This window comes from Bradyrhizobium sp. USDA 4454 (genome assembly GCF_054822705.1).
The window spans coordinates 7,157,409-7,182,072 of the sequence record NZ_JBTRCN010000001.1 but is presented as its reverse complement, the minus strand read 5'-3'; the positions used below and the strand labels follow the sequence as shown (position 1 = coordinate 7,182,072).

22 protein-coding genes and 4 pseudogenes are annotated in these 24,664 nt (G+C 64.8%); 21 read left to right on the top strand and 5 right to left on the bottom strand.

Annotation, left to right across the window (positions count from 1 at the left end; genetic code table 11):
• Nucleotides 1-30: 30 nt before the first annotated feature.
• On the bottom strand, nt 31-1,701 hold the full coding sequence (locus tag ACVIW0_RS33435; RefSeq protein ID WP_461356235.1) for a methyl-accepting chemotaxis protein: 1,671 nt from the start codon (nt 1,699-1,701) through the stop codon (nt 31-33).
• 520 nt (nt 1,702-2,221) lie between these two features.
• On the opposite strand from ACVIW0_RS33435, the gene ACVIW0_RS33430 reads away from it, so the two are divergent.
• The 11 genes and pseudogenes from ACVIW0_RS33430 to ACVIW0_RS33380 all read left to right on the top strand — a co-directional run.
• Nucleotides 2,222-2,875: a glutathione S-transferase family protein gene (locus ACVIW0_RS33430; protein ID WP_461356234.1), complete on the top strand. Its 654-nt coding sequence runs from the start codon at nt 2,222-2,224 to the stop codon at nt 2,873-2,875.
• Between the two features lie 150 nt (nt 2,876-3,025).
• Nucleotides 3,026-3,397: a nuclear transport factor 2 family protein gene (locus ACVIW0_RS33425; protein WP_461356233.1), complete on the top strand. Its 372-nt coding sequence runs from the start codon at nt 3,026-3,028 to the stop codon at nt 3,395-3,397.
• Between the two features lie 129 nt (nt 3,398-3,526).
• A complete protein-coding gene (locus tag ACVIW0_RS33420) occupies nt 3,527-3,943 on the top strand; it encodes a YciI family protein (protein ID WP_461356232.1) in 417 nt (138 codons plus the stop codon).
• A gap of 134 nt (nt 3,944-4,077) precedes the next feature.
• Nucleotides 4,078-4,503 carry a YciI family protein gene (locus tag ACVIW0_RS33415; protein ID WP_461356231.1) on the top strand — a complete coding sequence of 142 codons (426 nt, stop codon included), beginning with the start codon at nt 4,078-4,080 and terminating at the stop codon, nt 4,501-4,503.
• A gap of 36 nt (nt 4,504-4,539) precedes the next feature.
• Nucleotides 4,540-4,905, top strand: coding sequence for a YciI family protein (locus ACVIW0_RS33410; protein ID WP_461356230.1), 366 nt, complete (start codon nt 4,540-4,542; stop codon nt 4,903-4,905).
• Nucleotides 4,906-5,030: 125 nt separating this feature from the next.
• On the top strand, nt 5,031-5,741 hold the full coding sequence (locus ACVIW0_RS33405) for a TetR/AcrR family transcriptional regulator (RefSeq protein ID WP_461356229.1): 711 nt from the start codon (nt 5,031-5,033) through the stop codon (nt 5,739-5,741).
• A 130-nt stretch (nt 5,742-5,871) separates the two neighbouring features.
• The gene (locus tag ACVIW0_RS33400) at nt 5,872-6,363 is read left to right on the top strand and encodes a DUF2852 domain-containing protein (RefSeq protein ID WP_461356228.1); all 492 of its coding nucleotides are present in this window, start codon (nt 5,872-5,874) and stop codon (nt 6,361-6,363) included.
• Nucleotides 6,364-6,527: 164 nt separating this feature from the next.
• The gene (locus tag ACVIW0_RS33395) at nt 6,528-7,289 is read left to right on the top strand and encodes a serine O-acetyltransferase (RefSeq protein WP_461356227.1); all 762 of its coding nucleotides are present in this window, start codon (nt 6,528-6,530) and stop codon (nt 7,287-7,289) included.
• A gap of 341 nt (nt 7,290-7,630) precedes the next feature.
• Nucleotides 7,631-7,735, top strand: a pseudogene (locus ACVIW0_RS33390) (serine O-acetyltransferase); the annotation flags it as partial.
• 311 nt (nt 7,736-8,046) lie between these two features.
• Nucleotides 8,047-9,129: an ISAs1 family transposase gene (locus tag ACVIW0_RS33385; protein ID WP_461351070.1), complete on the top strand. Its 1,083-nt coding sequence runs from the start codon at nt 8,047-8,049 to the stop codon at nt 9,127-9,129.
• 135 nt (nt 9,130-9,264) lie between these two features.
• A pseudogene (locus ACVIW0_RS33380) lies at nt 9,265-9,369 on the top strand (serine O-acetyltransferase); the annotation flags it as partial.
• Nucleotides 9,370-9,600: 231 nt separating this feature from the next.
• Here the strand turns inward: ACVIW0_RS33380 and ACVIW0_RS33375 are convergent.
• The 3 genes and pseudogenes from ACVIW0_RS33375 to ACVIW0_RS33365 all read right to left on the bottom strand — a co-directional run.
• Nucleotides 9,601-10,715: pseudogene (locus tag ACVIW0_RS33375) on the bottom strand (integrase core domain-containing protein); the annotation flags it as partial.
• 318 nt (nt 10,716-11,033) lie between these two features.
• Nucleotides 11,034-12,107, bottom strand: a complete 1,074-nt coding sequence (locus tag ACVIW0_RS33370; RefSeq protein ID WP_461356226.1) for a tartrate dehydrogenase — start codon at nt 12,105-12,107, stop codon at nt 11,034-11,036.
• An 18-nt stretch (nt 12,108-12,125) separates the two neighbouring features.
• A complete protein-coding gene (locus ACVIW0_RS33365; RefSeq protein ID WP_461356225.1) occupies nt 12,126-13,436 on the bottom strand; it encodes an MFS transporter in 1,311 nt (436 codons plus the stop codon).
• A 168-nt stretch (nt 13,437-13,604) separates the two neighbouring features.
• On the opposite strand from ACVIW0_RS33365, the gene ACVIW0_RS33360 reads away from it, so the two are divergent.
• Nucleotides 13,605-14,522, top strand: a complete 918-nt coding sequence (locus ACVIW0_RS33360; RefSeq protein ID WP_461356224.1) for a LysR family transcriptional regulator — start codon at nt 13,605-13,607, stop codon at nt 14,520-14,522.
• 284 nt (nt 14,523-14,806) lie between these two features.
• Here ACVIW0_RS33360 and ACVIW0_RS33355 read toward each other — a convergent pair whose 3' ends face one another.
• A complete protein-coding gene (locus ACVIW0_RS33355; protein WP_461356223.1) occupies nt 14,807-16,006 on the bottom strand; it encodes a leucine-rich repeat domain-containing protein in 1,200 nt (399 codons plus the stop codon).
• A 255-nt stretch (nt 16,007-16,261) separates the two neighbouring features.
• Here ACVIW0_RS33355 and ACVIW0_RS33350 point away from each other — a divergent pair, with 255 nt between their 5' ends.
• The 9 genes and pseudogenes from ACVIW0_RS33350 to ACVIW0_RS33310 all read left to right on the top strand — a co-directional run bounded on the left by ACVIW0_RS33350 (nt 16,262) and on the right by ACVIW0_RS33310 (nt 24,555).
• Nucleotides 16,262-16,522: a hypothetical protein gene (locus tag ACVIW0_RS33350; RefSeq protein ID WP_461356222.1), complete on the top strand. Its 261-nt coding sequence runs from the start codon at nt 16,262-16,264 to the stop codon at nt 16,520-16,522.
• 610 nt (nt 16,523-17,132) lie between these two features.
• Nucleotides 17,133-18,122: pseudogene (locus ACVIW0_RS33345) on the top strand (IS30 family transposase); the annotation flags it as partial.
• 540 nt (nt 18,123-18,662) lie between these two features.
• Nucleotides 18,663-19,418, top strand: a complete 756-nt coding sequence (locus ACVIW0_RS33340; RefSeq protein WP_461356221.1) for a metal ABC transporter ATP-binding protein — start codon at nt 18,663-18,665, stop codon at nt 19,416-19,418.
• A gap of 5 nt (nt 19,419-19,423) precedes the next feature.
• Nucleotides 19,424-20,293 (top strand): metal ABC transporter permease, encoded by an 870-nt coding sequence (locus ACVIW0_RS33335; protein WP_461356220.1) that lies wholly within the window; start codon nt 19,424-19,426, stop codon nt 20,291-20,293.
• Nucleotides 20,294-20,298: 5 nt separating this feature from the next.
• Nucleotides 20,299-21,171: a metal ABC transporter solute-binding protein, Zn/Mn family gene (locus ACVIW0_RS33330; protein ID WP_461356219.1), complete on the top strand. Its 873-nt coding sequence runs from the start codon at nt 20,299-20,301 to the stop codon at nt 21,169-21,171.
• Between the two features lie 108 nt (nt 21,172-21,279).
• Nucleotides 21,280-22,320, top strand: coding sequence for a CobW family GTP-binding protein (locus ACVIW0_RS33325; RefSeq protein ID WP_461356218.1), 1,041 nt, complete (start codon nt 21,280-21,282; stop codon nt 22,318-22,320).
• Nucleotides 22,320-23,339: a WD40 repeat domain-containing protein gene (locus ACVIW0_RS33320; RefSeq protein ID WP_461356217.1), complete on the top strand. Its 1,020-nt coding sequence runs from the start codon at nt 22,320-22,322 to the stop codon at nt 23,337-23,339. Before ACVIW0_RS33325 ends, ACVIW0_RS33320 begins: the two co-directional genes overlap by 1 nt.
• Nucleotides 23,340-23,427: 88 nt before the next feature.
• A complete protein-coding gene (locus ACVIW0_RS33315; RefSeq protein WP_461356216.1) occupies nt 23,428-24,144 on the top strand; it encodes an MgtC/SapB family protein in 717 nt (238 codons plus the stop codon).
• A gap of 78 nt (nt 24,145-24,222) precedes the next feature.
• Nucleotides 24,223-24,555 (top strand): hypothetical protein, encoded by a 333-nt coding sequence (locus ACVIW0_RS33310; RefSeq protein WP_461356215.1) that lies wholly within the window; start codon nt 24,223-24,225, stop codon nt 24,553-24,555.
• Nucleotides 24,556-24,664 lie beyond the last annotated feature (109 nt).

Genomic DNA, 24,664 nt, shown 5'->3' with positions numbered 1-24,664 from the left:
CTGCGCACCCTTCGAGGATCGCACCGCGCCCTACGCCGCAAGCTCGGCGGAAGCGCGCTGCATGTTGGTCGACATGTCCTGGGTCACGATGCTCTGCTCCTCGACCGCAGCGGCGGTGGAGGTGATGTACTCGTTGACGCCGGCGATCGCCGCCTTGATCTCCGAGAGCGACGTGACCACCGCGGCGGCGATCGAGTTCAGCGCGTCGATTTCCGAGGAGATCGTGTCGGTCGCCTGCTTGGCCTGGTTGGCGAGGCTCTTCACCTCGGAGGCCACCACCGCGAAACCGCGGCCGGCTTCGCCGGCGCGTGCCGATTCGATCGTGGCGTTGAGCGCGAGCAGGTTGATTTGCCCGGTGATGCTCGAGATCATCTCGACGATGCCGCTCATCGCCTGCGCTGCAGCGTTGAGCTTCTGCGCCTGGCCGTCGGCGGCCTCGACGCGGCCGGTGGCGACCGCGGCGTTCTGCTTCGACTTGGTCATGGTTTCCGAGATCTCGCGGATCGAGGCGCTCATCTCCTCACTGCCGGCGGCGACCGCCTCGATCAGGCCGCGGGCGCTGTCGGCCTTCTTGCGGCCGATCGCCTGCGCGGTGATGTCGGTGGCGTATTTCACCACCTTGTAGGGCTTGCCATTGAGGTCGAGGATGGGGTTGTAAGACGCCTGGATCCAGATCTCGCGGCCGCCCTTGGCGATGCGCTTGTATTCCGCGGCCTGGAACTCGCCCCGGTTCAATGCGCCCCAGAACTCGCGATAGCCGTTCGAGTTCGCTTCGGCGGGCTCGACGAACATGCTGTGATGCTTGCCCTGGATCTCGGCAAGCGAATAGCCCATCGCCGCGAGGAAGTTCGGGTTCGCACTCCGGATCGTGCCGTCCATGTTGAATTCGATCACCGCCTGCGACTTGCCGATCGCGTCGATCTGGCCGTCATTGTCGGCGGCCTTCACCTTCTGCTGCGTGACGTCGGTCGCGAACTTGACGACCTTGAAAGGCTTGCCGCGCTCGTCGAGGATCGGGTTGTAGCTGGCGAGGATCCAGATTTCCTTGCCGCCCTTGGCGAGCCGCTTGAATTCTCCGGTCGCGAACTCGCCGCGGTTCAGCCGCGCCCAGAATTCGCGATAGGCGGCGCTGTCGCGGTCGGCCGGCGGCATGAACATGCTGTGATGCTTGCCCTGGATTTCGGCGAGCGAATAGCCCATCGCGCCGAGGAAGTTGTCGTTGGCGTTGACGATGGTGCCGTCCATGTTGAACTCGATCACCGCCTGGGCGCGCCCGATCGCCGCGATCTTGCCGGCATCTTCCATACTGTGGATCTTCTGCGCGGTGATGTCGGTCGCGAATTTGACGACGCCGACCGGCTTGCCGGTCTTGTCCAGGATCGGGTTGTAGGAGGCCTGGATCCAGATCTCGCGGCCGCCCTTGGCGACGCGCTTGTACTGCGCGGCTTGGAACTCGCCGCGGTTCAGGTTCGCCCAGAACGCGCGGTAGTCGTGGCTGTCGCGATATGCCGGCTCGACGAACATGCTGTGATGCTTGCCCCTGATCTCGTCGAGCGAGTAGCCCATCGTGTTCAGGAAGTTCTCGTTCGCGTCGACGATAGTGCCATCGAGCTTGAACTCGATCACGGCCTGCGACTTGCCGATCGCTGCGGCTTGCGCCAGTGCGTTGTCGATCTTTGCCTTGTTGCTGAAACTGAACATCAGGGCTCCGTGAAGTTTCAAAAATGAAACGGGATGGGAAAAGCGGATCACTGCAACTCACCGAAAGGTTGCAGCGAGCCGTTTAGCATCGGTAAAGCCTGCGGCTCGCACGCGCGTGGCACGAACTGCATAGAAACGTGATGCAGCCGTGCATCTATCTCAACTTGCGACGTATTTTTTCCGTATGCACATTATCACCCATAACCAGCATGCGATGTTCACCGTAATCTTACGGACGAAAATCGATCGCAACTTTCGACTGATGCGAGCGATCGAGACAACGCGCACCTCAGCGCCGCTGATGGGCCTATTACGAACGGTGATATTGTGGACCGCTTCGCAGATCGAGTTCGTATCTCGATTCGGTTCGTCGACGAGTCCGCCTCGCGTTCGATTGCTTGAGGCTGCGCGCCCCGCCGACCACAAAAAAGTATCGGCTTACGAAAGATATCGTGCGCGAGATGTCGGCAGGGCCGTCTCCGGTTCGTCCTCCGGCCACTGGTTCCATGATGGAGTTCTGATGTCCCTTACCCTGCATTATCACCCGCTGTCCTCGTTCTGCTGGAAGGCGCTGGTGGCGCTTTACGAGAACGGCGCGCCGTTCACCCCGAACATGGTCAATCTCGGCGATCCCGCCGAGCGCGCGGCGCTGCTCGCGCTGTCACCGATCGGTCGCTTTCCCGTGCTCCGCGACGAGGCGCGCGGCGAGACGGTGCCGGAATCGAGCATTGTCATCGAATATCTCGACCAGCACTACCCCGGTGCCGTCAGGCTAATCCCGGAGGACCCGGAGCTCGCGCTGCAAACCCGGCTGCGCGATCGGTTTCTCGATCTCTACCTCCATCTGCCGATGCAGAAAATCGTCGGCGACCGGCTGCGGCCCGCAGACAGCAAGGATCCTCATGGCGTCGCCGAGGCGCGGGCGCAGCTCCGCACCTCCTATACGATCCTCGACCGGCAGCTCGCGCATGGCGGCTGGATGATGGGTGAGCGGTTCTCGCTGGCCGATTGCTCCGCGGCGCCGACGCTGTTCTATGGCGCCAAGGTCGAGCCGTTTGCGGAAGGACACCGGCACCTGGCGGCCTATCTCGAGCGGCTCAAGGTGCGGCCGTCCTTGGCCCGTGTTCTCAGAGAGGCCGAGCCCTATTTCGGCATGTTTCCCAAGGAAACCTGAGAATAAAGCCTGCGAAGGGGGCCGCCCGGTTCCCAAAATAAATCGCGGACCGATGTCGCGTTCGCGCGGTCCCATTCGTCATCTCCCTGAGGCCCGGGGTTCTGGAGCATTCCTCGCTCCGGAAGCCCGGGCGAATGATGTGGAGACGACATGGCTGCAGCTGGCAACAGGGCGGAGATCATCCGCTCGCTCTTCGCCGCCTATCTCGCCAATGACCGCGCGAGCGTCGAGGCGGCGTTTGCGGAGAACTTCCGTTTCTCGACGCCCTATGGCGAGAACATCGACAAGCCACGCTATTTCGCCGAGTGCTGGCGCGACTCCGGCTGGATCGGCCGCCACGAGATCGAGCGCATCATGGTCGACGGCGCCGAGGCCTTCGTCACCTATCGCTGCATCGGCCGCGACGGCAAAAGCTTTCGCAACACCGAGTTCTTCGTGTTCGACGGCGACAAGGTGTCGCGCATCGACGTCTATTTCGGACCGTCGCATCAGGACGGCGAGCTCGTCAGGCAGGAGCGCTGACGACTGTGGCGCGCGATGCAATGACCTCCGGAATAATTTCGCGCGCCCTGTCGGCGTGGCAGGACCCGCGTCGTCCTTGGGACGAGCACCGGCGGTGCCGGCAAGACCACAAGGCAACGGAGCAGGACGATGAAGTTCATGGTGATCGTGAAGGCGAACAAGGATACCGAGGCCGGCGTGATGCCGAGCACCGAGTTGCTCGCCGCGATGGGCAAGTTCAACGAGGAGATGGTCAAGGCCGGCGTGATGCAGGCCGGCGAGGGGTTGCATCCGACCAGCAAGGGCGCGCGGGTCAAATATGCCGGTGGGCAGAGCACGGTGAGCCGCGGGCCGTTCAGCGTGACCAGCGACCTCGTCGCCGGCTTCTGGCTGATCGAGACCAAATCGCTCGATGAGGCGATCGACTGGATGAAGCGCGCGCCGTTCGAGGCCGGCGCCGAGATCGAAATCCGCCAGGTCTTCACGCCGGACGATTTCGGCGCGGCGCTGACGCCCGAGCTGCGCGAGCAGGAAGAGCGCCTGCGCAAGCAGGTGAGCAAGACATGACACCCGACGTCATTCTGCGATATCGCCGACGCGGTGATAACCATCGACGCAAGTCGTGGATTCCGGGCCTGACACGTTCCGGAATGACGAAGGCGAGAATTGCGAATGCGTCAACAGATGAGGAAATCCGACCAATGCGTTTCATGATGCTGATGATCCCGCTCGGCTACGAGTCCGCACCGGCCAAGCTCGAGCTCGACCCCGAACGGGTCGCCGCGATGATGCGATACAATCAGGCGCTGAAGGACGCCGGCGTGCTGATCACGCTGGAGGGCCTGCATCCGCCGGCTGCCGGCGCGCGCGTCAAGTTCGACACCGGCGTGCCGGTCGTGATCGACGGCCCGTTCACCGAGGCCAAGGAGGTGATCGGCGGCTTCTGGATGATCGAGGTCGCCTCGCGTGCGGACGCGATCGCATGGGCCAAGCAGTGCCCGGCCTCGGCCAACGAGATCATCGAGATCCGCCAGGTCCAGGAGATGGCCGACTTCTCCGAGGAGGTGCGAGAGGCCGCCGCGACCTTCGAGCATCCGCAGGGCGGCTGGGGCAAGGCGCTGCGCTAATTTTCAAACCACCGACCACCACAACGGAGACGCAAGATGAGCACCAACACCTACCTCGCCGTCTATCTCGGCGGCGGCAAGACCGGTTCGCGGATGGCGGCCTGGAACGCGCTGCCCGAGGCTGAGCGGCGCGCCAAGGAGCAGCAGGGCATGGCCGCCTGGGGCGCCTGGGTCGAGAAGCACCACGACGTGATCGTCGAGATGGGGGGGCCGCTCGGCAAGACCAAGCAGGTCGGCGCCGACGGCACCGCCGACATCGCCAATCTGATGACCGGCTTCACCGTGGTCCGCGCGCCCTCGCATGAGGCGGCCGCCAAGCTGTTCGAGAACCACCCGCATTTCACGATCTTCCCCGGCGAAGCCGTCGAGATCATGCCGGTGCTGCCGATCCCGGGCCGCTAGTGCCCGGGGCCGCTAGTGCCCGGGCCGTCAGGCCCGCGTCCAGCGGGAGCGATCCGTTAATCTTGATGGACGCGCCATCGCCCCGCTAGTGACCTTTACCGCCGGCTCATGTAAAAGCCGTTCACATGAGCTGGCGCAAGGACCAAGGCCGTGCCGAGCGCGGCTATCATCACGGCAATCTCAAAGAGGCGTTGCTGCAGGCCGCGCTCGATTTGATCTCGAAGAAGGGGCCGGCTGGCTTCACCTTCGCCGATGCCGCGCGGATGGCCGGCGTCAGTCCCGCAGCCCCCTACCGGCACTTCCGCGACCGTGACGAATTGATCGCCAGCATCGCGCAGCGCGGCTTCGAGCAGTTCGAGCAGCTGCTGATCCAGGCCTGGGACGACGGCCGCCCCGACACCGTCACGGCGTTCGAGCGGGTCGGCAAGGCTTATCTCGCCTTCGCCCGCGAGGAGCCCGCGTTCTACTCCGCGATGTTCGAATCCGGCCTGCCGCCCGATGCGAATCCGACGCTGATGGCCGCCAGCGAGCGCGCTTTCGCGATCATCCGCGCCGCCGCCGAGCGGCTCGCCGCGTTGGCGCCGCCGGGCATGCCGCGTCCGCCGGCGATGATGATGGCGCTGCACATCTGGTCGATGTCGCATGGCGTCGCCTCGCTGTTCGGCCGCGGCGACGCCGCGCGTCGCAAGCTGCCGATGTCGCCGGAGGATCTGCTCGAGGCCGAAGTGCTGATCTATCTGCGCGGCCTCGGCTTCCCGACCGACCGCCGGCCTGGAACCGCGGCTGCCGACGAAAAGCCGGCCGAAAGGTCCGGTCCGTGGGGCAAGGCGAAATAAGGTTCAACGGCTGAGCCAAAAATAATCGGCCAGGTGCGTCATCCGCGCTGCTTGACTTTCCCGGGGGATCGGCTACCTATGTAAATGTTATTTACATTCACAACGGCGTGATGCCGTGATGGAGAAGGAAATGGCCTACACCGCTGATGTCAATCGCTGGCGCGGCCCCGTCGAAGAGCCCTACCGTCCGCACTTCTACGCGACGCCGTGGCATCCCCTGAAGATCGCCGGGATCATCCTCGGCTTCATGATCTGGTGGCCGATCGGCCTCGCCCTTCTCTTTTTCACACTCGGGAGCAGAAAAATGGCCTGTTGGAGTCACAACGACATGGATCGCTGGCAGAACAAGATGGAGCGCATGCAGGACAAGATGGAGCGGATGAGGAGCCGCATGGAGCGCCGCGGCTTCCCGTTCGGCGGTTTCGGCCCGCCCTCCAGCGGCAACCGCGCCTTCGACGAGTATCGCCAGGATACGCTGCGCCGGCTCGAGGAGGAGCAGGTCGAGTTCAAGAACTTCCTCGATCGCCTGCGCCACGCCAAGGACAAGGAAGAGTTCGACGCCTTCATGGCGCAGCACAAGAGCCGCCCGACCCCGCCGAACGACCAGCCGCCGCAGAGCTGATCCTGCAAGGCTGATCCACGCCAAGATCAGCTAGCCTTCAGGCGATGTGCCCCCATAGAACCTGATGGCCCTGAGCCGCCCGTTTGCGACGAGCAAGCGGGCGGTTTGCATTTTGGCCCGGTGATGCCCACTATCGCCTCAATGCGTGCGGCGAGACGAAGTCGATGGCGGGATCAGCGATGGCAAGTTCTGACGATCTCTGGTCCGCGATCCGGCGCGAAGCGCAGGCGGCTGTCGTCGCCGATCGCTTTCTTGAGGCCTCGGCCGCCTTCATCCTCGACCAGGGCGATTTCAGCGGTGCGCTCGCTTTCCTGATCGGCCGGCGCATCGGCCGCGAAGATGCCGACTGCGCCCAGTTCGTGCGGGCGGCCCGCGAGGCGTTCGCAGCCGAGCCTGCGCTGGTCGATGCTGCCGCTGTTGATCTCACCGCCATCGTGCGCCGCGATCCGGCGATCACGGGCTTGCTGCCGCCGCTCCTCAACTTCAAGGGCTACGCCGCGCTGCAGGCCTGGCGGGTGTCGAACTGGCTGTGGCGGAATGATCGCCCCGACCTTGCGCTGCTGATGCAAAGTGCGGCGGCGGACCAGTTGCAGATCAGCATTCACCCGTCGGCCCGGATCGGAACGGCTGTGTTCCTCGATCACGGCACCGGCATCATCATCGGCGCGCTGGCTCGTGTCGGCGACGAGGTCACGATCCTGCAGAACGTCACCATCGCGCGGCATCAGGATGATCCGCGCCACGCGCCGAAGATCGGCCATGGCGTGCTGCTCGCCGCCGGCGCCACCGTGATCGGACATCTCTCGATCGGCGATTTCGCCAGGATCGGCGCCGGCGCGCTGGTCACGTCGGACGTCCCCGCCGGCTGCACCGCCGTCGGCGTGCCGGCGCGGCTGACCAATTGCGCTGAGGCGGCGCGTTCGTGAGGGGAGCAAGCAGGGACGGCTTGCGCTGCGTGAGGTGAGCACCCCGCTCAGGCTCCCTCTCCCCTTGCGGGAGAGGGTGGGGAGAGGGGTTGCCCCGGGAGAGATGCGAGACGTTGGCGGACCGCATCAACGCACATCTCAAAAGGCTACAAGAGTTTGGCCGTTTTCTCAATCAGCAGCGGAGCAAGCGGTACCCCTCTCCCCAACCCTCCCCTGCAAGTGGGGAGGGAGCCTGAGCAGCGTGCTCACCTGACTCCACCCGCTGCCGCGATCGCGTCCGCACCCTACACATTCGACCCATGAATCGCGTCGATCACCGCGTCCGTCACTTCTTTGGTGGTCGCCTTGGCGCCGGCGCGCTGGTCACGTCGGACGTCCCCGCCGGCTGCACCGCCGTCGGCGTTCCGGCCCGGCTGACCAATTGCGCGGAGGCGGCACGTTCGTGAGGGGAGCAAGCAGGGACGGCTTGCGCTGCGTGAGGTGAACACGTCTCTCAGGCTCCCTCTCCCCTTGCGGGAGAGGGTGGGGAGAGGGGTGGCCCCGGGCGAGATGCGAGACGTTGGCGGACCGCATCAACGCACATCTCAAACGGCCACAAGAGTTTGGCCTTTTTCTCAATCAGCAGCGGAGCAAGCGGTACCCCTCTCCCCAACCCTCCCCCGCAAGGTAGGGGAATCGCATATGGCGCTAGCGGGGTGTTGCCAAGCGATTGGAACTGGATTCTTTGGGTGTCTCTCGATTCCCGAGGGAGCCCTGAATGCGCAAGCTCAAGCGCCTGTTTCGACCGCTCAAGGACCCGCGCGCTAGCAACACCCGACATGATCTGGTGGAGATCCTCGTCATCGCCTTGGCGGCGACGCTGGCTGGCGCCAAGACCTGCACCGAGTTCGAGTTCTTTGGCCAAGGCCGCGAGGAGCTGTTGCGGCGCTTCCTGAAGCTCGAGCACGGCATCCCGAGCCACGATACGTTCAGCAATGTCTTCCGTGCTCTGGACCCGAAGGGGCTTGAAGCGGTTTTGCGCAAGTTCAGCAAGAGCTTCGGCGTCAAAGGGGTGGTCAGCATTGACGGCAAGGCGCTGCGCGGAGCCTACACACGAGGTCGGCAGGCCACGCCGCTGCATATGGTCAATGTCTGGGCCGCAGGCACTCGCATGGCGCTGGCTCAGAGAAAGGCTCCCGACCGCAACGAGGTTGCCGGGGCTCTCGAAGTCCTCGCCCTGCTCGATCTGGATGGGGCTCTTGTCACCGCCGATGCCTTGCATTGCCGGCCCGACACCGCGCAGGCCATCCGCGACCGAAAGGGGCACTACGTGTTGGCCATCAAGAGCAATCGTGGCCGGCTGTTCAAGGCCGCCAAGACGCTGGTCGACACAGCCCGAAAGCCCGCGCGAGCGAGTCAACGAAGAGCCACCGCCCACGGCCGCGTCGAGCGCCGACAGGCCCTCGTCGCGCCGGCGCCTCGGTTGGCGAAACAATACGGCTTCCCCGCCATCGCCGCAGTCGGTCGCATCGACAGTTGGCGCGCCAACTCTGGCAAGGCTGTCAAACACACGGTCCGATACTTCCTGGCATCGCGCCTGCTGTCGGCCAAAAAGCTGCTCGAGGCCGTGCGCGCTCATTGGAGCATCGAGAACAACCTGCACTGGGTCCTCGACGTTCTGTTCGACGAGGATGCCTGCCGCAGCCGCAAGGATCACGCTGCGGAAAATCTTGCTCTTATCCGCAAGCTGGCCATCAATGCTCTGCAGGCGACACCCGGCCCCGCGCGCATCAGCCACAAAATGCTCCAAGCCAGGTGGAACAACGACTTCCTTCTCTCGACCCTCGGCCATATGCGATAGCCCTACCCCGCAAGGGGGGAGGGAGCCTGAGCAGCGTGCTCACCTGACTCCACCCGCTGCCGCGATCGCGTCCGCACCCTACACATTCGACCCATAAATCGCGTCGATCACCGCGTCCGTCACTTCTTTGGTGGTCGCCTTGGCGCCGGCGCGCTGGTCACGTCGGACGTCCCCGCCGGCTGCACCGCCGTCGGCGTACCGGCGCGGCTGACCAATTGCGCGGAGGCGGCACGTTCGTGAGGGGAGCAAGCAGGGACGGCTTGCGCTGCGTGAGGTGAACACGTCTCTCAGGTGAGCAACCGGCGACATAGGTAACAGGTCAGACCGACGACATAGGTAACACAATTCTCGTTTCGTTCAGGTCTGTTGTTGTTGGGGCTGTGGACCCTGAGGGCAACGCGCAGCGTTGTCCTCAAGTCCACAGCCTTTTGCTGTGCGTTTTGGTCTGCTGAGCTGGTCACCGCGATGCGCGATCGTGCCGAGCACAATCGGGCCATAGCTGACGGTCCAGCCGTCCCGCTCCTCGGCCAGGCCTACCGGCTCGCCGATCAGCGCTTCGCTGATGTAGATCGTGTTGCCCAGCCATTTGATCTCGCCGTTTTGGCGGACCGAGCGGATCTCCTGGTCATCAGCGTATTCCGGCTCGCGCAAGATGCCGTCGAAGCGGCGCGAGGAGGCCAGGTAACGGTCGGCCGGCGTGGCGTTGTCGAGCGATTGGTGCGGGCGCTCTTCGTTGTAGAGATGCTGGAAGCTGCGCAAGCGCTTGCGCTGCTCGCGCATGGTGGGAGCCGGCGGATTGGCAACGTCTTGCAGCAGGGTCAGGTGCATGCGCTCATGGCGACCGTTCTGCTGAGGTTTGCCCGGTGCAATGCGTTCCGGCGTCACGCCGGCCTTGATCAGCTTGACCGATAGCCGCGACAATCCTCCGGCGCCACGCGAGGCAAACGGCGAGCCGTTGTCCGAGCGCATGTGACGCGGCAACCCGAACTCGCGGAACGCCGCGTCCAGCACCGGCCAGACATGATCCGTGTCGGTGCGCGCCAGGGCCTGGCAGCGCAGCAGATAACGACTATAGGCATCGGTGATCGTCAGTGGCTCGCAGCGCATGCCGTCCCCGGTCAGGAACCAGCCCTTGAAGTCGATGCACCAGGTGTCGTTGGGCGCCTCGCAACTGGCAAAGGGCGCGCTCGAGGGCGGGCTGCGCCGGCGCAGCTTGCGTTTCACCGTCAGGCCTTCGCGGTCGAACAGCTCCCCGATCGTGCTTGCCGCCGGCCATGCCGTTCGAGGTGACTTCCGTTCGAGAAAGGCCAGCACCTTGATCGGCCCCCAGCTCGGATGCGACCGACGCACCTCAAGACAGCGTTCGGCGATCTTCTCCGCAATGCTCTGCGGATGATGCAGAGGAGCTCGCGAACGATCGAACAGCCCAGCCGCCCCTTCCTCCTCGAACCGTACCAGCCATTTATAGCCCACCGACGGCTCACCCCGAACCGCCGGCACACCGCCGCAAACGACTCCTCATGCTTTTGCGCCGCCACCACAAACCGCATCCGCTCATCCACAGCACAGGTCTCCATCCATCCCATCGGCAAGCTCCTCCTCGCCGATCAGTTGACCTGTTACCTATGTCGCCGGTCTATTCTGTTACCCATCTAGCCGGTTAGGACCCAGGCTCCCTCTCCCCTTGCGGGAGAGGGTGGGGAGAGGGGTGGCCCCGGGCGAGATGCGAGACGTTGGCGGACCGCATCAACGCACATCTCAAACGGCCACAAGAGTTTGGCCTTTTTCTCAATCAGCAGCGGAGCAAGCGGTACCCCTCTCCCCAACCCTCCCCCGCAAGTGGGGAGGGAGCCTGAGCAGCGTGCTCACCTGACTCCACCCGCTGCCGCGATCGCGTCCGCACCCTACACATTCGACCCATGAATCGCGTCGATCACCGCGTCCGTGACTTCCTTTGTTGTCGCCTTGCCGCCGACGTCGGGCGTCAGCACGCCGGCCGCGCAGACCTTTTCCACTGCCGCCATCAGGCGCGCGGCGGCGTCCTTTTCGCCGAGATGCTCCAGCATCTGCGCAGCCGTCCAGAACGTCGCGACCGGGTTGGCGATGCCCTTGCCGGTGATGTCGAAGGCCGAGCCGTGAATCGGTTCGAACATCGAGGGGAAGCGGCGCTGCGGGTCGATGTTGCCGGTCGGCGCCACGCCGAGGCTGCCGGCCAATGCGCCGGCAAGATCGGACAGGATGTCGGCGTGCAGATTGGTCGCCACGATGGTGTCGAGGCTCTTCGGGTTGAGCGTCATGCGCACCGTCATGGCGTCGACCAGCATCTTGTCCCAGGTGACGTCGGGGAAGTCCTTGGCCACTTCGGCCGCGATCTCGTCCCACATCACCATGCCGTGGCGCTGCGCGTTCGACTTGGTCACCACGGTGAGCAACTTGCGCGGCCGCGACTGCGCCAGCTGGAACGCGTAGCGCATGATCCGCGTCACGCCGACCCGGGTGAACACGGCGACTTCCGTGCCGACCTCTTCCGGCAGGCCCTTGTGGGCGCGGCCGCCCATCCCGGCATATTCGCCCTCGGAATTCTCGCGCACGATCACCCAGTCGAGATCGCCGACGCCGACATTGCGCAGCGGCGAGGCGACGCCGGGCAGGATTTTTGTCGGCCGCACATTGGCGTATTGATCAAAACCCTGGCAGATCGGCAGGCGCAGGCCCCAGAGCGTGATGTGGTCGGGCACGTCGGGCGCGCCGACCGCGCCGAAATAGATCGCGTCGAACCTCTTCAGTTCGGCAAGCCCGTCGGCCGGCATCATCACGCCGTGCTTCTTGTAATAGTCCGAGCCCCAGTCGAACGTCTTGACGTTGAAGCTGATGTCGCCCGAGCGCTTGGCCAGCGCCTGCAGCACGCGGACACCCGCGGAGATCACTTCGGGGCCGATGCCGTCGGCGGGTATGGCGGCGATGGAATGGGTACGCATGGGTTCTCTCCGGGTCAGTCAGTGGGTTCGCACGGGATTGGGTTCGGGCGTGGCCGCCGGTGCGCTTTGCGCACGCGACAGCAGCAGCGTCAGCACGGCCGACAGCACCAGCAGGCCGGCGACGAAATAAAGACCGCCGTCGAAGCTGCCGGTGCGGTCCTTGATCCAGCCGATCATCGCAGGGCCGACGAAGCCGCCGAGATTGCCGATCGAGTTGATGGTGGCGATCCCGGCCGCGGCGGCCGAGCCCGACAGGAACATGGTCGGCATGCTCCACAGCGGCGGCTTCGACGAGGAGATGCCGATATTGACCAGGGTCAGCGCCGCGATCACGGCGGCAAGCCCGGTCCACAGTCCCGCGAGCGCAAGTCCCGCCGCCGCCATCAGACAGGCCAGCACCACGTGCCAGGTGCGCTCGCCGCTGCGGTCGGAATGCCGCGCCCACAGCACCATCGCGATCACGGCGACCGTCGCCGGCACCGCGTTGAGGAAGCCGACCTGGAGCGACGACAGGCCGAACGCCTTGATGATCTGCGGCGCCCACACCCCGAGTGTGTAGAGCCCGGCGGAGGTGCCGAAATAGACCAGCGCCAGCGCCAGCACCCGCGGATCGGCGAGCCCGCGCCAGATGCTGTGGCTCGCGGTCGAGGCCTTGCCGTCATGCTCCGCCTTCATGGTCCTGACCAGCCAGGCGCGCTCGTCATCGGCGAGCCATCTGGCCTGCTCCGGCCGGTCGGTGAGGAAGCCGAGCACGACCAAGCCGAGCAGCACGGCGGGCACCGCCTCCAGCACGAACAGCCATTGCCAGCCCTTGAAGCCGAGCAGTCCGTCCATCTCCAAGAGCGCGCCCGACAGCGGCGAGCCGAGCACGGTCGAGAGCGGTGCCGCGGCCATGAACAACGCGGTCACGGCGGCGCGCTGCCGCGCCGGGAACCAGTACGAGAGATAGAGGATAATGCCGGGGAAGAAGCCGGCTTCCGCGGCGCCGAGCAGGAAGCGCAGCACGTAGAAGCTGGTCGCGCCCTGCACCAGCGCCATCGCCGCCGAGACCAGGCCCCAGGTGATCATCACCCGCGCGATCCAGATCCGCGCGCCGATCTTGTGCAGGATGATATTGGAAGGCACCTCGAACAGGAAGTAGCCCCAGAAGAAGATACCGGCGCCGAAGCCGTAGACCGTCGGCGACAGGCCGATGTCCTTGTTCATGGTCAGCGAGGCGAAGCCGATATTGACGCGGTCGATGAAGGCCACGAAGTACAGCAGCATGATGAACGGCACGATGCGCAGGGTGACCTTGCGCAACACGCGCGTGCCAAGCTCGCTTTCCATGGGCTTCCTCGGGGGTTCGTATTGTTTGTTGAGGCGGCGCATTTTGCCGCGCCACAGGGAAGCCTAGAGGGGCGGGCCCTTCCGGTTCAATCGGCGCCGGTTTATACAAAAAAATGATATAATCGCCGCGGCCGTCAAACGGCGGATCGGAATGCACAGGAACACGTCTTGGAACTGCACCAGCTTCGCTGCTTCGTGGCGGCTGCCGAGGAACTGCATTTCGGCCGCGCCGCGCAGCGGCTGCAGATGATGCCGTCGGCGCTGGGTCGCCACATCAAGCTACTGGAGGAGGATCTCGGGGTGCGGCTGTTCGCGCGCACCACGCGCGCGGTGTCGTTGACCGAGGACGGCGCCACTTTGCTGCGCGAAGGACGCGCGCTGCTCGGCCGCGCCGAGGCGATCGAGGACGGCTTTCGCCGCCGGCTGCGCAAGCCGCAGGCGCGGCGCTTCCGGATCGGCGCGATCGACAGCGCCGCGGCCGGCCTGCTGCCGCCGCTGCTGCGCGACCTCCGCGCCGCCCATCCAGATGTTGCCGTGCAACTGCTCGAGGAGAAGACCATCCGGCTGCTGCCGAAGCTGTTGTCGGGCGCGCTCGACCTTGCGTTCGTGCGACCGCCGGAGCGGCCCGACCGCCGCATCGAGTTCGTCCCGCTGCTGCAGGAGACCGCGGTGGTGGCGTTGTCGCACAAGCATCCTCTGGCGCGGCGCAAGCAGATCGTGCTGCCCGATATCGCCGATCAGCCCCTGATCGTGCCGGAGCGCCGCTCGCGGCCGCACAGCCACGATCTCACGACAAAACTGTTCGACGAGGCGGGGCTGACGCCGCGCATCCAGGAGATCGCCGACGAGAAGCAGACCATCGTCAACATGGTCGCCGCACGGCTCGGCGTCGCCATCGTGCCGCGCTGGACGGCGCGGATGGCGATTCCGGGCGTGCGTTTCGTTCCCCTCAGGCTCAAGCGTGGCAGCCCGGCCGGCCGCCTGCCGCTCGCCACCGCCTGGCTGAAAGGCTCCCGCGACCCAGTCCGCGACCAGGTGCTCGCGGTGCTGCAGGCGAAGCTGAAGGGTTACGCAAGAGAGGCGTGAGCACGTCTCTCCCCGTCGTCATTCCGGGGCGTGCGCAGCACGAGCCCGGAATCCATCGGGCCGCATGCTCCGTTGATGAATGGATTCCGGGCTCTCGCTTCGCGAGCCCTCAGGTGCGCAATTGCGCACCGGGGAATGACGAAGGGATAACGTCGAGCCCTAACGCTGCTCCGCCCGGCTTTCCAATGCACCGCTCTCCGTAGCCAGAAACAGGGCGCTGCTCGGACGGCGTCCGCACAGAGTTGCCTACGGCATTCCGGCTGATAGCATGGCACGCAAGGACGTCAGGATCGCGGGCGGCCGATCAATGCGCTCCAGAATCCGCGCCGGGGCGGTGCTGCGCGGGGGCGAGCCATCTCCTGTAGATGGCGTTTGGTTTCAAAGAAGCAGGTCGTCGGGCTGGCTTCCGCCAGGGCAGCGAGCTCTGCATATCGTTCGCTTGCGCGCGAGGCCGGCGTATCGCGGAAATCCAGCGCTTCGGACGAATAGCGATGGTCCGCCTGATTCTTGCCGATATCGATGATCTGGCTGATATCGGCCACCTGCGAGCCGCGCAGATCGAGCGATCGACATTCATGGGCGCGTCGTATCGGCGTCAGGTCGGATACGTCAGTCTCAGCGATGTTCAACGTCTGCAGTGATGACGCAGGCGCGAGCGCCTGCAAGTTCCTGATCCGGGTTTTCGATGCGTTGATGGATTGCAGTTGCGAGAGCGAGCCGTGGCGTCCGAGGTCGGTTACCGCGCTGCCCGCGATGTTCAGATTCCACAACGTCTTGCGATCGTGCAGTGGATCGATCGACGAAACCGCGGTCTCGCCGAGATCGAGGTTTCTGATGCCGTCGAGATGCGCGATCGCGGAAATGTCGCTGACCTTGCTGTTCGATATGTTAAGCCACTCCAGGCCCTTGAACACCCAGAACGAATTCTCCGCGCGCTTCATCTGATCGAATTCGCGCTGACATTCGGCCAACGGCCGCAGCGGCGACAGATCGGAAACCTGGGTCTTCGAGACGTCGAGGCTGTTCAGCGAGGGCAGACCGGCCAGTGCCGACAGATCGCTGACCTGGGTGCCGCGAAGGTTCAGTTCTTCGAGCGTTGTCAGGCCGGCGAGCGGCGACAGGTCAGTGACCGACGACTCGGTGGCACTCAGGCTGCTCAACTGATGCAGATTTTCAAAGCCTGCCAGCGTAGACAGACCAGTTCCAAACAGCAGAACGACCTTCAATTCGCGCCATCGCCCGATCACGTCAAAGCGCGCCGACTGCACGCCATTGAGTGATAGAAATTCGAGTCCCTGCAGGGTCGCGAGCGCATCGAGATTGAGCAGGTCGATCCGACCCTGGGTGCACCAGACATGCAAGCGCTTCAGCGGCGCGCAATCGGCCGCGGGCTTCAGATCGATCGCCGACGGTGTAAGGATTTCGAGCACTTGCAGGCCGGTCCAGCCCGACACGAAGTCGAGGCCCGGAAACGGACATTTCATCGATCCGATCTGCAATGATTCCAGGTTCGACAGCGGTGCGAGCGGCGAGAAATCAGTGACCCTGCCACCGTAGATCTCCAGATTGCGCAGCCATGTCAGAGCCGAAATACCGTCGGGAAGCCGTTGGAGGTCAAGGCCGCCGAGCGTGAGACCTCATCATGTCGTTCGGTGCAGACCGCGACGCGCCGCTCCGCTTCCGACAGCGCAGCTTCAGGGTCGGCTAGCCACGATCCGTAAGTTGTCCATTGATCCGACATGGCGCGCCCCGTCAAACAGGAAGGCGGAAATCATGCCGGGCAGGCGTTAACAAAATCGTTCTTCGATCCGCACGCACTTTCCTTCCGATTTGCAGAATTCAGCTTGACATCCGACCCAACTCAGATGTTCAATACGCGCGTCTCACCCGATCGAGGGGCGCTGCGCATCGTCAGGAGTGTTGCGGTGAGATGCGGTGGCCGCTGCTTGCGCACTGACGACGTGCGCGATGTAGCGGACGGCGAAGTCGTGCAGACCTGACGCCCTAGCGGCAGGTGTCTCCTAGCGGAACGCGCAAGCGTTCTCGCGAAGGACGGTGACAAACAAGCCCAGTCTCACCGGGGCGAGCACGTATAAGCCGTAAAACCATCGCGCAGGGAAAGCCGGGATGTTTCCGGTTACACCTGTGGTCCGACCTCCGGTGCTTTTTATTTGCACCGGACCCATGGGTGCGATCGGCACCCGGCTTTCCCTGCGCCCTCTGATTGAAGAGCGGCGAAACGAACAGCAAAGCTCGGGCAATCATGTCGCGAGAATGCGAAGCTATGTCCTCACCCACAACTGTCATCGCCCGCGAAGGCGGGCGATCCAGTATTCCAGAGACAGCCGTTGTTGAATCGATGAGCCGCGGCGTACTGGATCGCCCGGTCAAGCCGGGCGATGACACCGAAATGAGGCGCGCAAGCGCGGTGCATCGTATTGCGCGAGAAGCATCCGCATCGTCGGCCCGGCGGAGGCCGGGACCCACAACCACAAATGCTGCTTGTTCTACGATGCTGGAAGGACGAGTCCTATTCACTACTGCTGCTGCGGCGTATGGGTCCCCTGAGTTCACAAACGAAGTGCAACACTTCCGACTGGAGGTGTTGCGATGGGCCGGACTTACAAGCAGCTGTCACTGGACGAGCGATGCGAGATTGCCAGACTTTCGGCCAATGGGGCCTCGATCCGGCAAATCGCTGCAGCTTTGGATCGCCCGCCATCAACGATCTCTCGGGAGATGAACCGTAATCATGGCGTTCAGGCCGGCTACAAGGCCGACTATGCCCAGCAACGGATGCGAGCGCGGCGCTGGACGGGCGGACGCCTCGAACGGGAGCCCGTCCTGCGCCGCGCGGTGTTGGATGGCCTTCGCCGTGGCTGGTCGCCCGAACAGGTCGCCGGCCGGCTGGCCATCGAGCATGGACGCAAGGTGATCTCCTACGAGAGCATCTACCGCTTCATCTATGCCCAGATCAGACGCACCACGGACGGCAGCTGGCGGCACTATCTGCCACGCGCCAAGAGCAAGCGCGGCCGCCGTGGCAAGCGGGGCGGAAGTCCCGCAAGCTTCATCGAAGGCCGTGTTTCCTTGGATAAACGGCCCGTCGAGGTCGCCGATCGCAACACTCCCGGCCATTGGGAGGCCGATCTGATGATGTTCTCCAAATACCGTCAGCAGATCCTGGCCGTGCACGAGCGCACCTCCCGCCTGCTGCTCGGCGTCCGCCTCCCAAGCAAGCTCGCTTCCGGTGTCGCAAGCTATCTCGTGCGTCTGTTCAAGGCGCTGCCAGAGCAGATGCGCCAGACCGTCACCTTCGACAACGGTACCGAGTTCGCATCTCACCTTTCCTTGCAAAGCCTCTTGATGAAGACCTTCTTCTGCGATCCGCACGCCCCCTGGCAGAAAGGTGGCATCGAGAACGCCATCGGTCGCATGCGACGCTTCATCCCGCGCAAAACCGATCTCGACAAGCTCCCAACCCGACGCCTCAGCAAGTTCATCGCCGCATACAACAACACCCCGCGCAAATGCCTTGACTTCAGGACCCCAGCGGAGACCTTTGCTGCTCAAGTGTTGCATTTCGAGTGTGAATCCACCTCCTGGCTTTCGCCAGGACGACGGGAGAATTTGAGACGTGCAGTAGCGCTTCACAACTGGTGCCGCGCACTCAGCGTCGTCCTGGCGAAAGCCAGGACCTATTACCCCAAATCTCAATTGTTGCGCGACGCTGGGGCCGCGATCCCGTTCACGATCGAAGGCGGTGGTTATGGGTCCTGGCTTTCGCCAGGACGACGCCGGAGGGAGCTGCACACGGGGCCGCCGGTTCCATCCGGGCGGGTCCGGCGGTCGGCGCGGGGCAAATCTCACCCGGTTTTGCGGGCCGGCCATGAGTTCCTCGTTGGTGGACTCGCGTTATGTTATAATATAACGGTCTCCTCATGGCGCAGACGCACACCCACGACGACCACCATCACGGCCACGGCCATCCCCACGGCCACAGCCACGCGCCGCACGCGCATCCGGCTCAGACCGCGCACTGGTCGATCCTGCGCATGCCGGTGCCGGCCCGGCTTTCCGCGGCGGTCGCGGTCTCGGCCTGCCTGTGGGCCGTCGTCTGGCTGGCGATGAGGTAAGTCGATGAGCGCGCTTGTCACCTTCCGCGACGTCACCCTCGGTTACGACCGCCACCCGGCGGTGCATCATCTCAATGGCGCGGTCGAGGCCGGTGCGCTGCTGGCCGTGATCGGTCCGAACGGCGCCGGCAAGTCGACGCTGCTGCGCGGCATCGCCGGCGTGCTGACGCCGCTGTCGGGCGTGATCGACCTCGACGGGCTGGATCATCGCGACATCGCCTATCTGCCGCAATCCGCCGACATCGACCGCAGCTTCCCGATCTCGGTGTTCGACTTCGTCGGCACCGGGCTGTGGCGCTCCACCGGCTTCTTCGGCGGCATCGGCAAAGCCGCGCGCGACAAGATTTTGGCGGCGCTCGCCGCGGTCGGCCTCAACGGCTTCGAGAACCGCCCGATCGGCACGCTGTCCGGCGGGCAGATGCAGCGCATGCTGTTCGCGCGGGTGCTGTTGCAGGACGCCCGGCTGATCGTGCTCGACGAGCCGTTCAACGCGATCGACGCCAAGACCACCGCCGATCTCTTGGCGCTCGTGAAGCGCTGGAACGGCGAGGGCCGCACCGTGATGGCGGCGCTGCACGACCTCGACATGGTGCGCAACAATTTCCCGGAAACGCTGCTGTTGGCACGCGGCCCGGTGGAATGGGGGCCGACCGCCGAGGCGTTGACCCCGGAGAATCTGACAGTCGCGATGCGGATGTGCGAGGCGTTCGACGACCAGGCCGGCGCCTGCGCCGTCGATCCGCGCTCGAGGGCTGCCTGACGTCCATGCTGTCTGACGCGCTGATCACGCCCTTCACCGAATTCGAGTTCATGCGCCGCGCGCTCGCGGCCGTGATCGCGCTGTCGCTCGGCGGTGCGCCGATCGGCGTGTTCCTGATGCTGCGGCGGATGAGCCTGGTCGGCGACGCCATGGCGCATGCGATCCTGCCGGGGGCCGCGATCGGCTTCCTGATCTCCGGGCTCAGCCTGTTCGCGATGACGACCGGCGGCCTGATCGCGGGCTTTGCCGTCGCGCTGCTCGCCGGCCTGGTCGCCCGCACCACTGAACTGAAGGAGGACGCTTCGCTCGCGACCTTCTATCTGGTCTCGCTCGCGCTCGGCGTCACCATCGTATCGATCAAGGGCACCAATATCGACCTGCTGCACGTGCTGTTCGGCAACATCCTGGCGATGGACGACCAGACCCTGCTGGTGATCGCGTTCAACGCCACCATCACGCTGCTGGTGCTCGCGGTGATCTATCGGCCGCTGGTGATCGAATGCGTCGATCCGGTATTCCTGCGCACGGTGAGCCGGGCCGGTGCGCCGGCGCATCTCGCTTTCCTGGCGCTGGTCGTGGTCAATCTCGTCAACGGCTTCCATGCGCTCGGCACGCTGCTCGGCGTCGGGCTGATGATCCTGCCCGCCGGCATTGCGCGGTTCTGGTCGCGCGACATCACCACCATGATCTGCATTGCGGTGGCGAGCGCGATGTTGTCGGGCTATGCCGGGCTGGTGCTGTCGTACCAGACCCGCGTTCCCTCCGGTCCCGCGATCATCCTGGTCGCGGCGGGGCTCTATATTGTGTCGCTGCTGTTCGGCAATGTCAGCGGCCTGCTGCGGCAACTGTTCCCCGGCCGCCATCTCGAGGCATGACGACGATGCGGCGGTTGTTTCGATTGATCGGTCTGGCGCTGGTGCTGGCGAGCGCACCGGCGCGCGCCGCCGATCGCATCAATGTCGTGGCGAGCTTCTCGATCCTCGCCGACATGGTGCGCAATGTCGGCGGCAACAGCGTCGACGTGACGGCGCTGGTCGGGCCCGACGGCGATGCGCATGTCTACGCGCCGACGCCGGCGGACGCCAAGAAGGTCGCCGACGCCAGGCTGCTGGTCATCAACGGCCTCGGCTTCGAGGGCTGGCTGCCGCGGCTGTTACAGGCCTCCGGCAGCAAGGCGCCGGTCGCGGTGGCGACCAAGGGCATCATGCCGCGAAAGATGGGCGGCCATGACGATCCGCATGCCTGGCAATCCGTCGCTAATGCCAAGATCTACGTGGTCAATATTCGCGACGCGCTGATCGCCGTGGCTCCCGACCAGGCCGCCGTCTTCAAGGCCAATGCCGACGCCTATTTGGTCAAGCTCGAGGCGCTCGACCGCGAGGTGCATGAGGCGGTGGCGCGCGTGCCGGAGGCGCGGCGCAAGGTGATCTCGACCCATGGCGCGTTCGGCTATTTCGCCGATGCCTATGGGGTCACGTTCTTCTCGCCACTCTCGGTCTCCACCGATTCCGAGCCCAGCGCGCGCGATATCGCGGCCATCATCGCCCAGATCAAGGCCGCGAAAATTCCGGCAGTTTTTCTCGAAAATATCAGCGATCCCCGCCTGATCGAGCGGATCGCGGCCGAGACCGGCGCCCGGGTCGGCGGGACGCTGTATTCAGACAGTTTGACGGGCGAAAAGGGCGACGCACCCACTTACATTGATATGGTCAGGCACAATATAAAGGCCCTGACCAGCGCGCTCGCCAACTAGGGCAGGGGCCTCCTTGCCGGGTTGAGCGCCGCCTAGCATGATCCGGAAAAGTGGGGTCCGGTTTTCCGATAAGATCATGCTCAAACAAAGAGTTCCTTCGGAGTTGTTATGGCTGAAGCTTCGCAAAAAATTCCTGTGACCGTGCTGACGGGCTATCTCGGCGCCGGCAAGACCACGTTGCTCAATCGCATCCTGTCGGAAAACCACGGCAAGAAATACGCCGTCATCGTCAACGAATTCGGCGAGATCGGCATCGACAACGACCTCATCATCGGCGCCGATGAGGAAGTGTTCGAGATGAACAATGGCTGCGTCTGCTGCACGGTGCGCGGCGACCTCGTCCGCATCATGGACGGGTTGATGAAGCGCAAGGGCAAGTTCGACGCCATCATCGTCGAGACCACCGGCCTTGCCGATCCGGCGCCGGTCGCGCAGACCTTCTTCGTCGACGAGGACGTGCAGAAGAACGCCCGGCTCGACGCCGTGGTGACGGTCGCCGACGCCAAGTGGCTGAGCGATCGCCTCAAGGACGCGCCGGAAGCCAAGAACCAGATCGCGTTCGCCGACGTCATCGTGCTGAACAAGACCGACCTCGTCTCCAAGCCCGAACTCGCCGAGGTCGAGGCCCGCATCCGCGGCATCAATCCGTACGCAAAACTGCATCGCACCGAGCGTTGCCAGGTCGGGATCACCGACGTGCTCGAGCGCGGCGCGTTCGACCTCGACCGCATCCTGGAGATCGAGCCCGACTTCCTCGAGGCCGGCGACGATCACGACCATCACCATCACGACCACGGTCATGACCATGATCATCATGATCACGGGCACGGGTTGAAGCACTATCACGACGAGGACATGCAATCGCTGTCGCTGCGCTCGGAGAAGCCGCTCGATCCGACCAAGTTCATGCCATGGCTGCAGAACCTCGTCGCCACGGAGGGCCAGAAGATCCTGCGCTCGAAGGGCATCCTCGCCTTCACCGGCGACGACGATCGCTACGTGTTCCAGGGCGTCCACATGATGCTGGAGGGCGACCACCAGCGGAAATGGAAGGACGGCGAGAAGCGCGAAAGCCGCGTCGTGTTCATCGGTCGCGAATTGCCGGAGCAGGCGATCCGCGACGGCTTCGAGCAGTGCATCACCACGTGATGAAAGAGTTCGATCCGGGCGAGGCCGCTTCCTCCATTGTTTCGATCACCGATCGCGTCAAGCCGCTTCCGCTTGGCGCGGCGGTCGGCTCGGTGCATTTCCTCGGCGACCGCGCCTTCTTCGTCGGAGCCGAGGAGCGCGTCGCGATCGCGACCGCCGGCGGCGAGATCACGCGCACCGACACGCATTTCGGCGCCATCCTGTGCGCGGCCTCCGACGGCAAGCGGCTGGTCACCGGCGGCGATGACGGCAAGCTGATCTCAATCGACGCCAAGGGCGAGACCGCAACGCTTGCGACCGACGCCAAGCGGCGCTGGATCGACAATGTCGCCCTCCACAGCGACGGCACTGTTGCGTGGTCGGCGGGCAAGACCGCGTTCGTGCGCAATCCCAAGGGCGAAGAGAAAACCTTCGAGGTGCCTTCGACCGTCGGCGGGCTGGCGTTCGCGCCGAAGGGCCTGCGGCTGGCGATCGCGCATTACAACGGCGTGACCTTGTGGTTTCCCAACATGGCCGCCAATCCGGAATTCCTGGAATGGGCCGGCTCGCATCTCGCGGTCACCTTCAGCCCGGACAACAAGTTTCTCGTCACGGCGATGCACGAGGCCGCGATGCATGGCTGGCGGCTCGCCGACAACCGGCACATGCGGATGAGCGGCTATCCCGGCCGGGTGCGCTCGATGTCGTGGAGCGTCGGCGGCAAGGGGCTCGCGACCTCGGGCGCCGATACCGTGATCGTCTGGCCGTTCACTAGCAAGGACGGCCCGATGGGCAAGGAGCCGGCGATGCTGGCGCCGATGCCGGCGCGGGTCGCCGTGGTCGCCTGCCATCCGAAGAACGACATCATGGCGGTCGGCTATGCTGACGGCACCGTGCTGATGGTCCGGCTCGAGGACGGCGCCGAGATCCTGGTGCGGCGGAATACCGGCGCGGCGGTGTCGGCGCTCGGATGGAATGCCAAGGGCACGCTGCTCGCCTTCGGCACCGAAGATGGTGACGCGGGCATCCTGGAAATGTAAGAGATCGCGGCATCCGCAGCGTTTTCGAGCGAAGTGGGGACCGGTTCGCGTGAAGAAAACGCGTCAAATGAAGAGCCGGGCAGGTGCCATGCGATTCCTCACGACATTCCAGCTCGCAGACTTCCTCGACACGCTGGTCAGCCTGACGTCAGCCTTCGTGCTCGGCACGCTGATCGGGGCCGAGCGGCAGTACCGGCAGCGCACCGCGGGTCTGCGCACCAATGTGCTGGTCGCGGTCGGGGCGGCCGCCTTCGTCGACCTCGCGATGCATCTGGCGGGCGCCGACGGCGCAGTGCGGGTGATCGCCTATGTGGTGTCGGGGATCGGCTTCCTCGGCGCCGGCGTTATCATGAAGCAGGGCATGGATGTGCGCGGTCTCAACACCGCGGCGACGCTGTGGGCTTCCGCCGCGGTCGGCTCCTGCGCCGGCGCCGATCTGGTGGCGCAGGCCGCGGCGCTGACCGTGTTCGTGATCGCCGGCAACACGCTGTTGCGTCCGCTGGTCAACGCCATCAACCGCATCCCGCTCAACGAGAAGGCGCTGGAGGCGACCTACTACTTCAAGCTCGCGGTTACCCCCGAGGCGCTGCCCGACATGCGCGATCGCCTGGTCGAGAAGCTCGAGGCTGCGAACTATCCGGTCGCGGATGTCAACGTGGTCGAGGCCGGCGACGACTTCCTCGAGATCGTAGCCGAGCTGGTCTCGACCGCGGTCGAACCCAACGAGCTGAATGCCGTGGTGGTCGACCTGCAGCATCTGCCCGGGGTGCGGCACGCGACCTGGGAGATCAGCACCACGGATTGAGTTCCCGGAGGCGGTGCGCGCAGGAACCATGCGTCGGCCGGATCGTTGACCTCGCTGACATGATGCGGGGTGAACGGGATGGCTGTGGATCGGACCAAGCTGCGGAATGACGTGCTGATCGCCTCGACATTGGTCGCGGCGGGCGTCGCGATCGCGGCGCTGTCGCTGCACGCGATCAACGCCGCCCCGCCGCAGGAGATGGCGCAGGCGACCCAGCCGCTGCAGACGACGCCAACGCCAGAGCCGCACAAGACCACCACTCCGGCCGAGTCGAAGCCCGGCGGCGAGCGGCCGACCACCCCTGCGCCGCAGCCGGCCCGCCCCGACGACGAGGCGCAGAAAGCCGGTGCCAAGCCGGTGCTGCCGCCGGCGCCCGCCGAGAAAACCGCGCCGCCGATCGAGAAGAAATAGGCTCTCCGGTCGGCGCATGTGACGCGCATTTGACTGATACTGCCGATTATACGGTCTCGCCTCCGTCATCCCCGCCCGCCATAATCCCCGTCGTCTTGCCAACGACAGA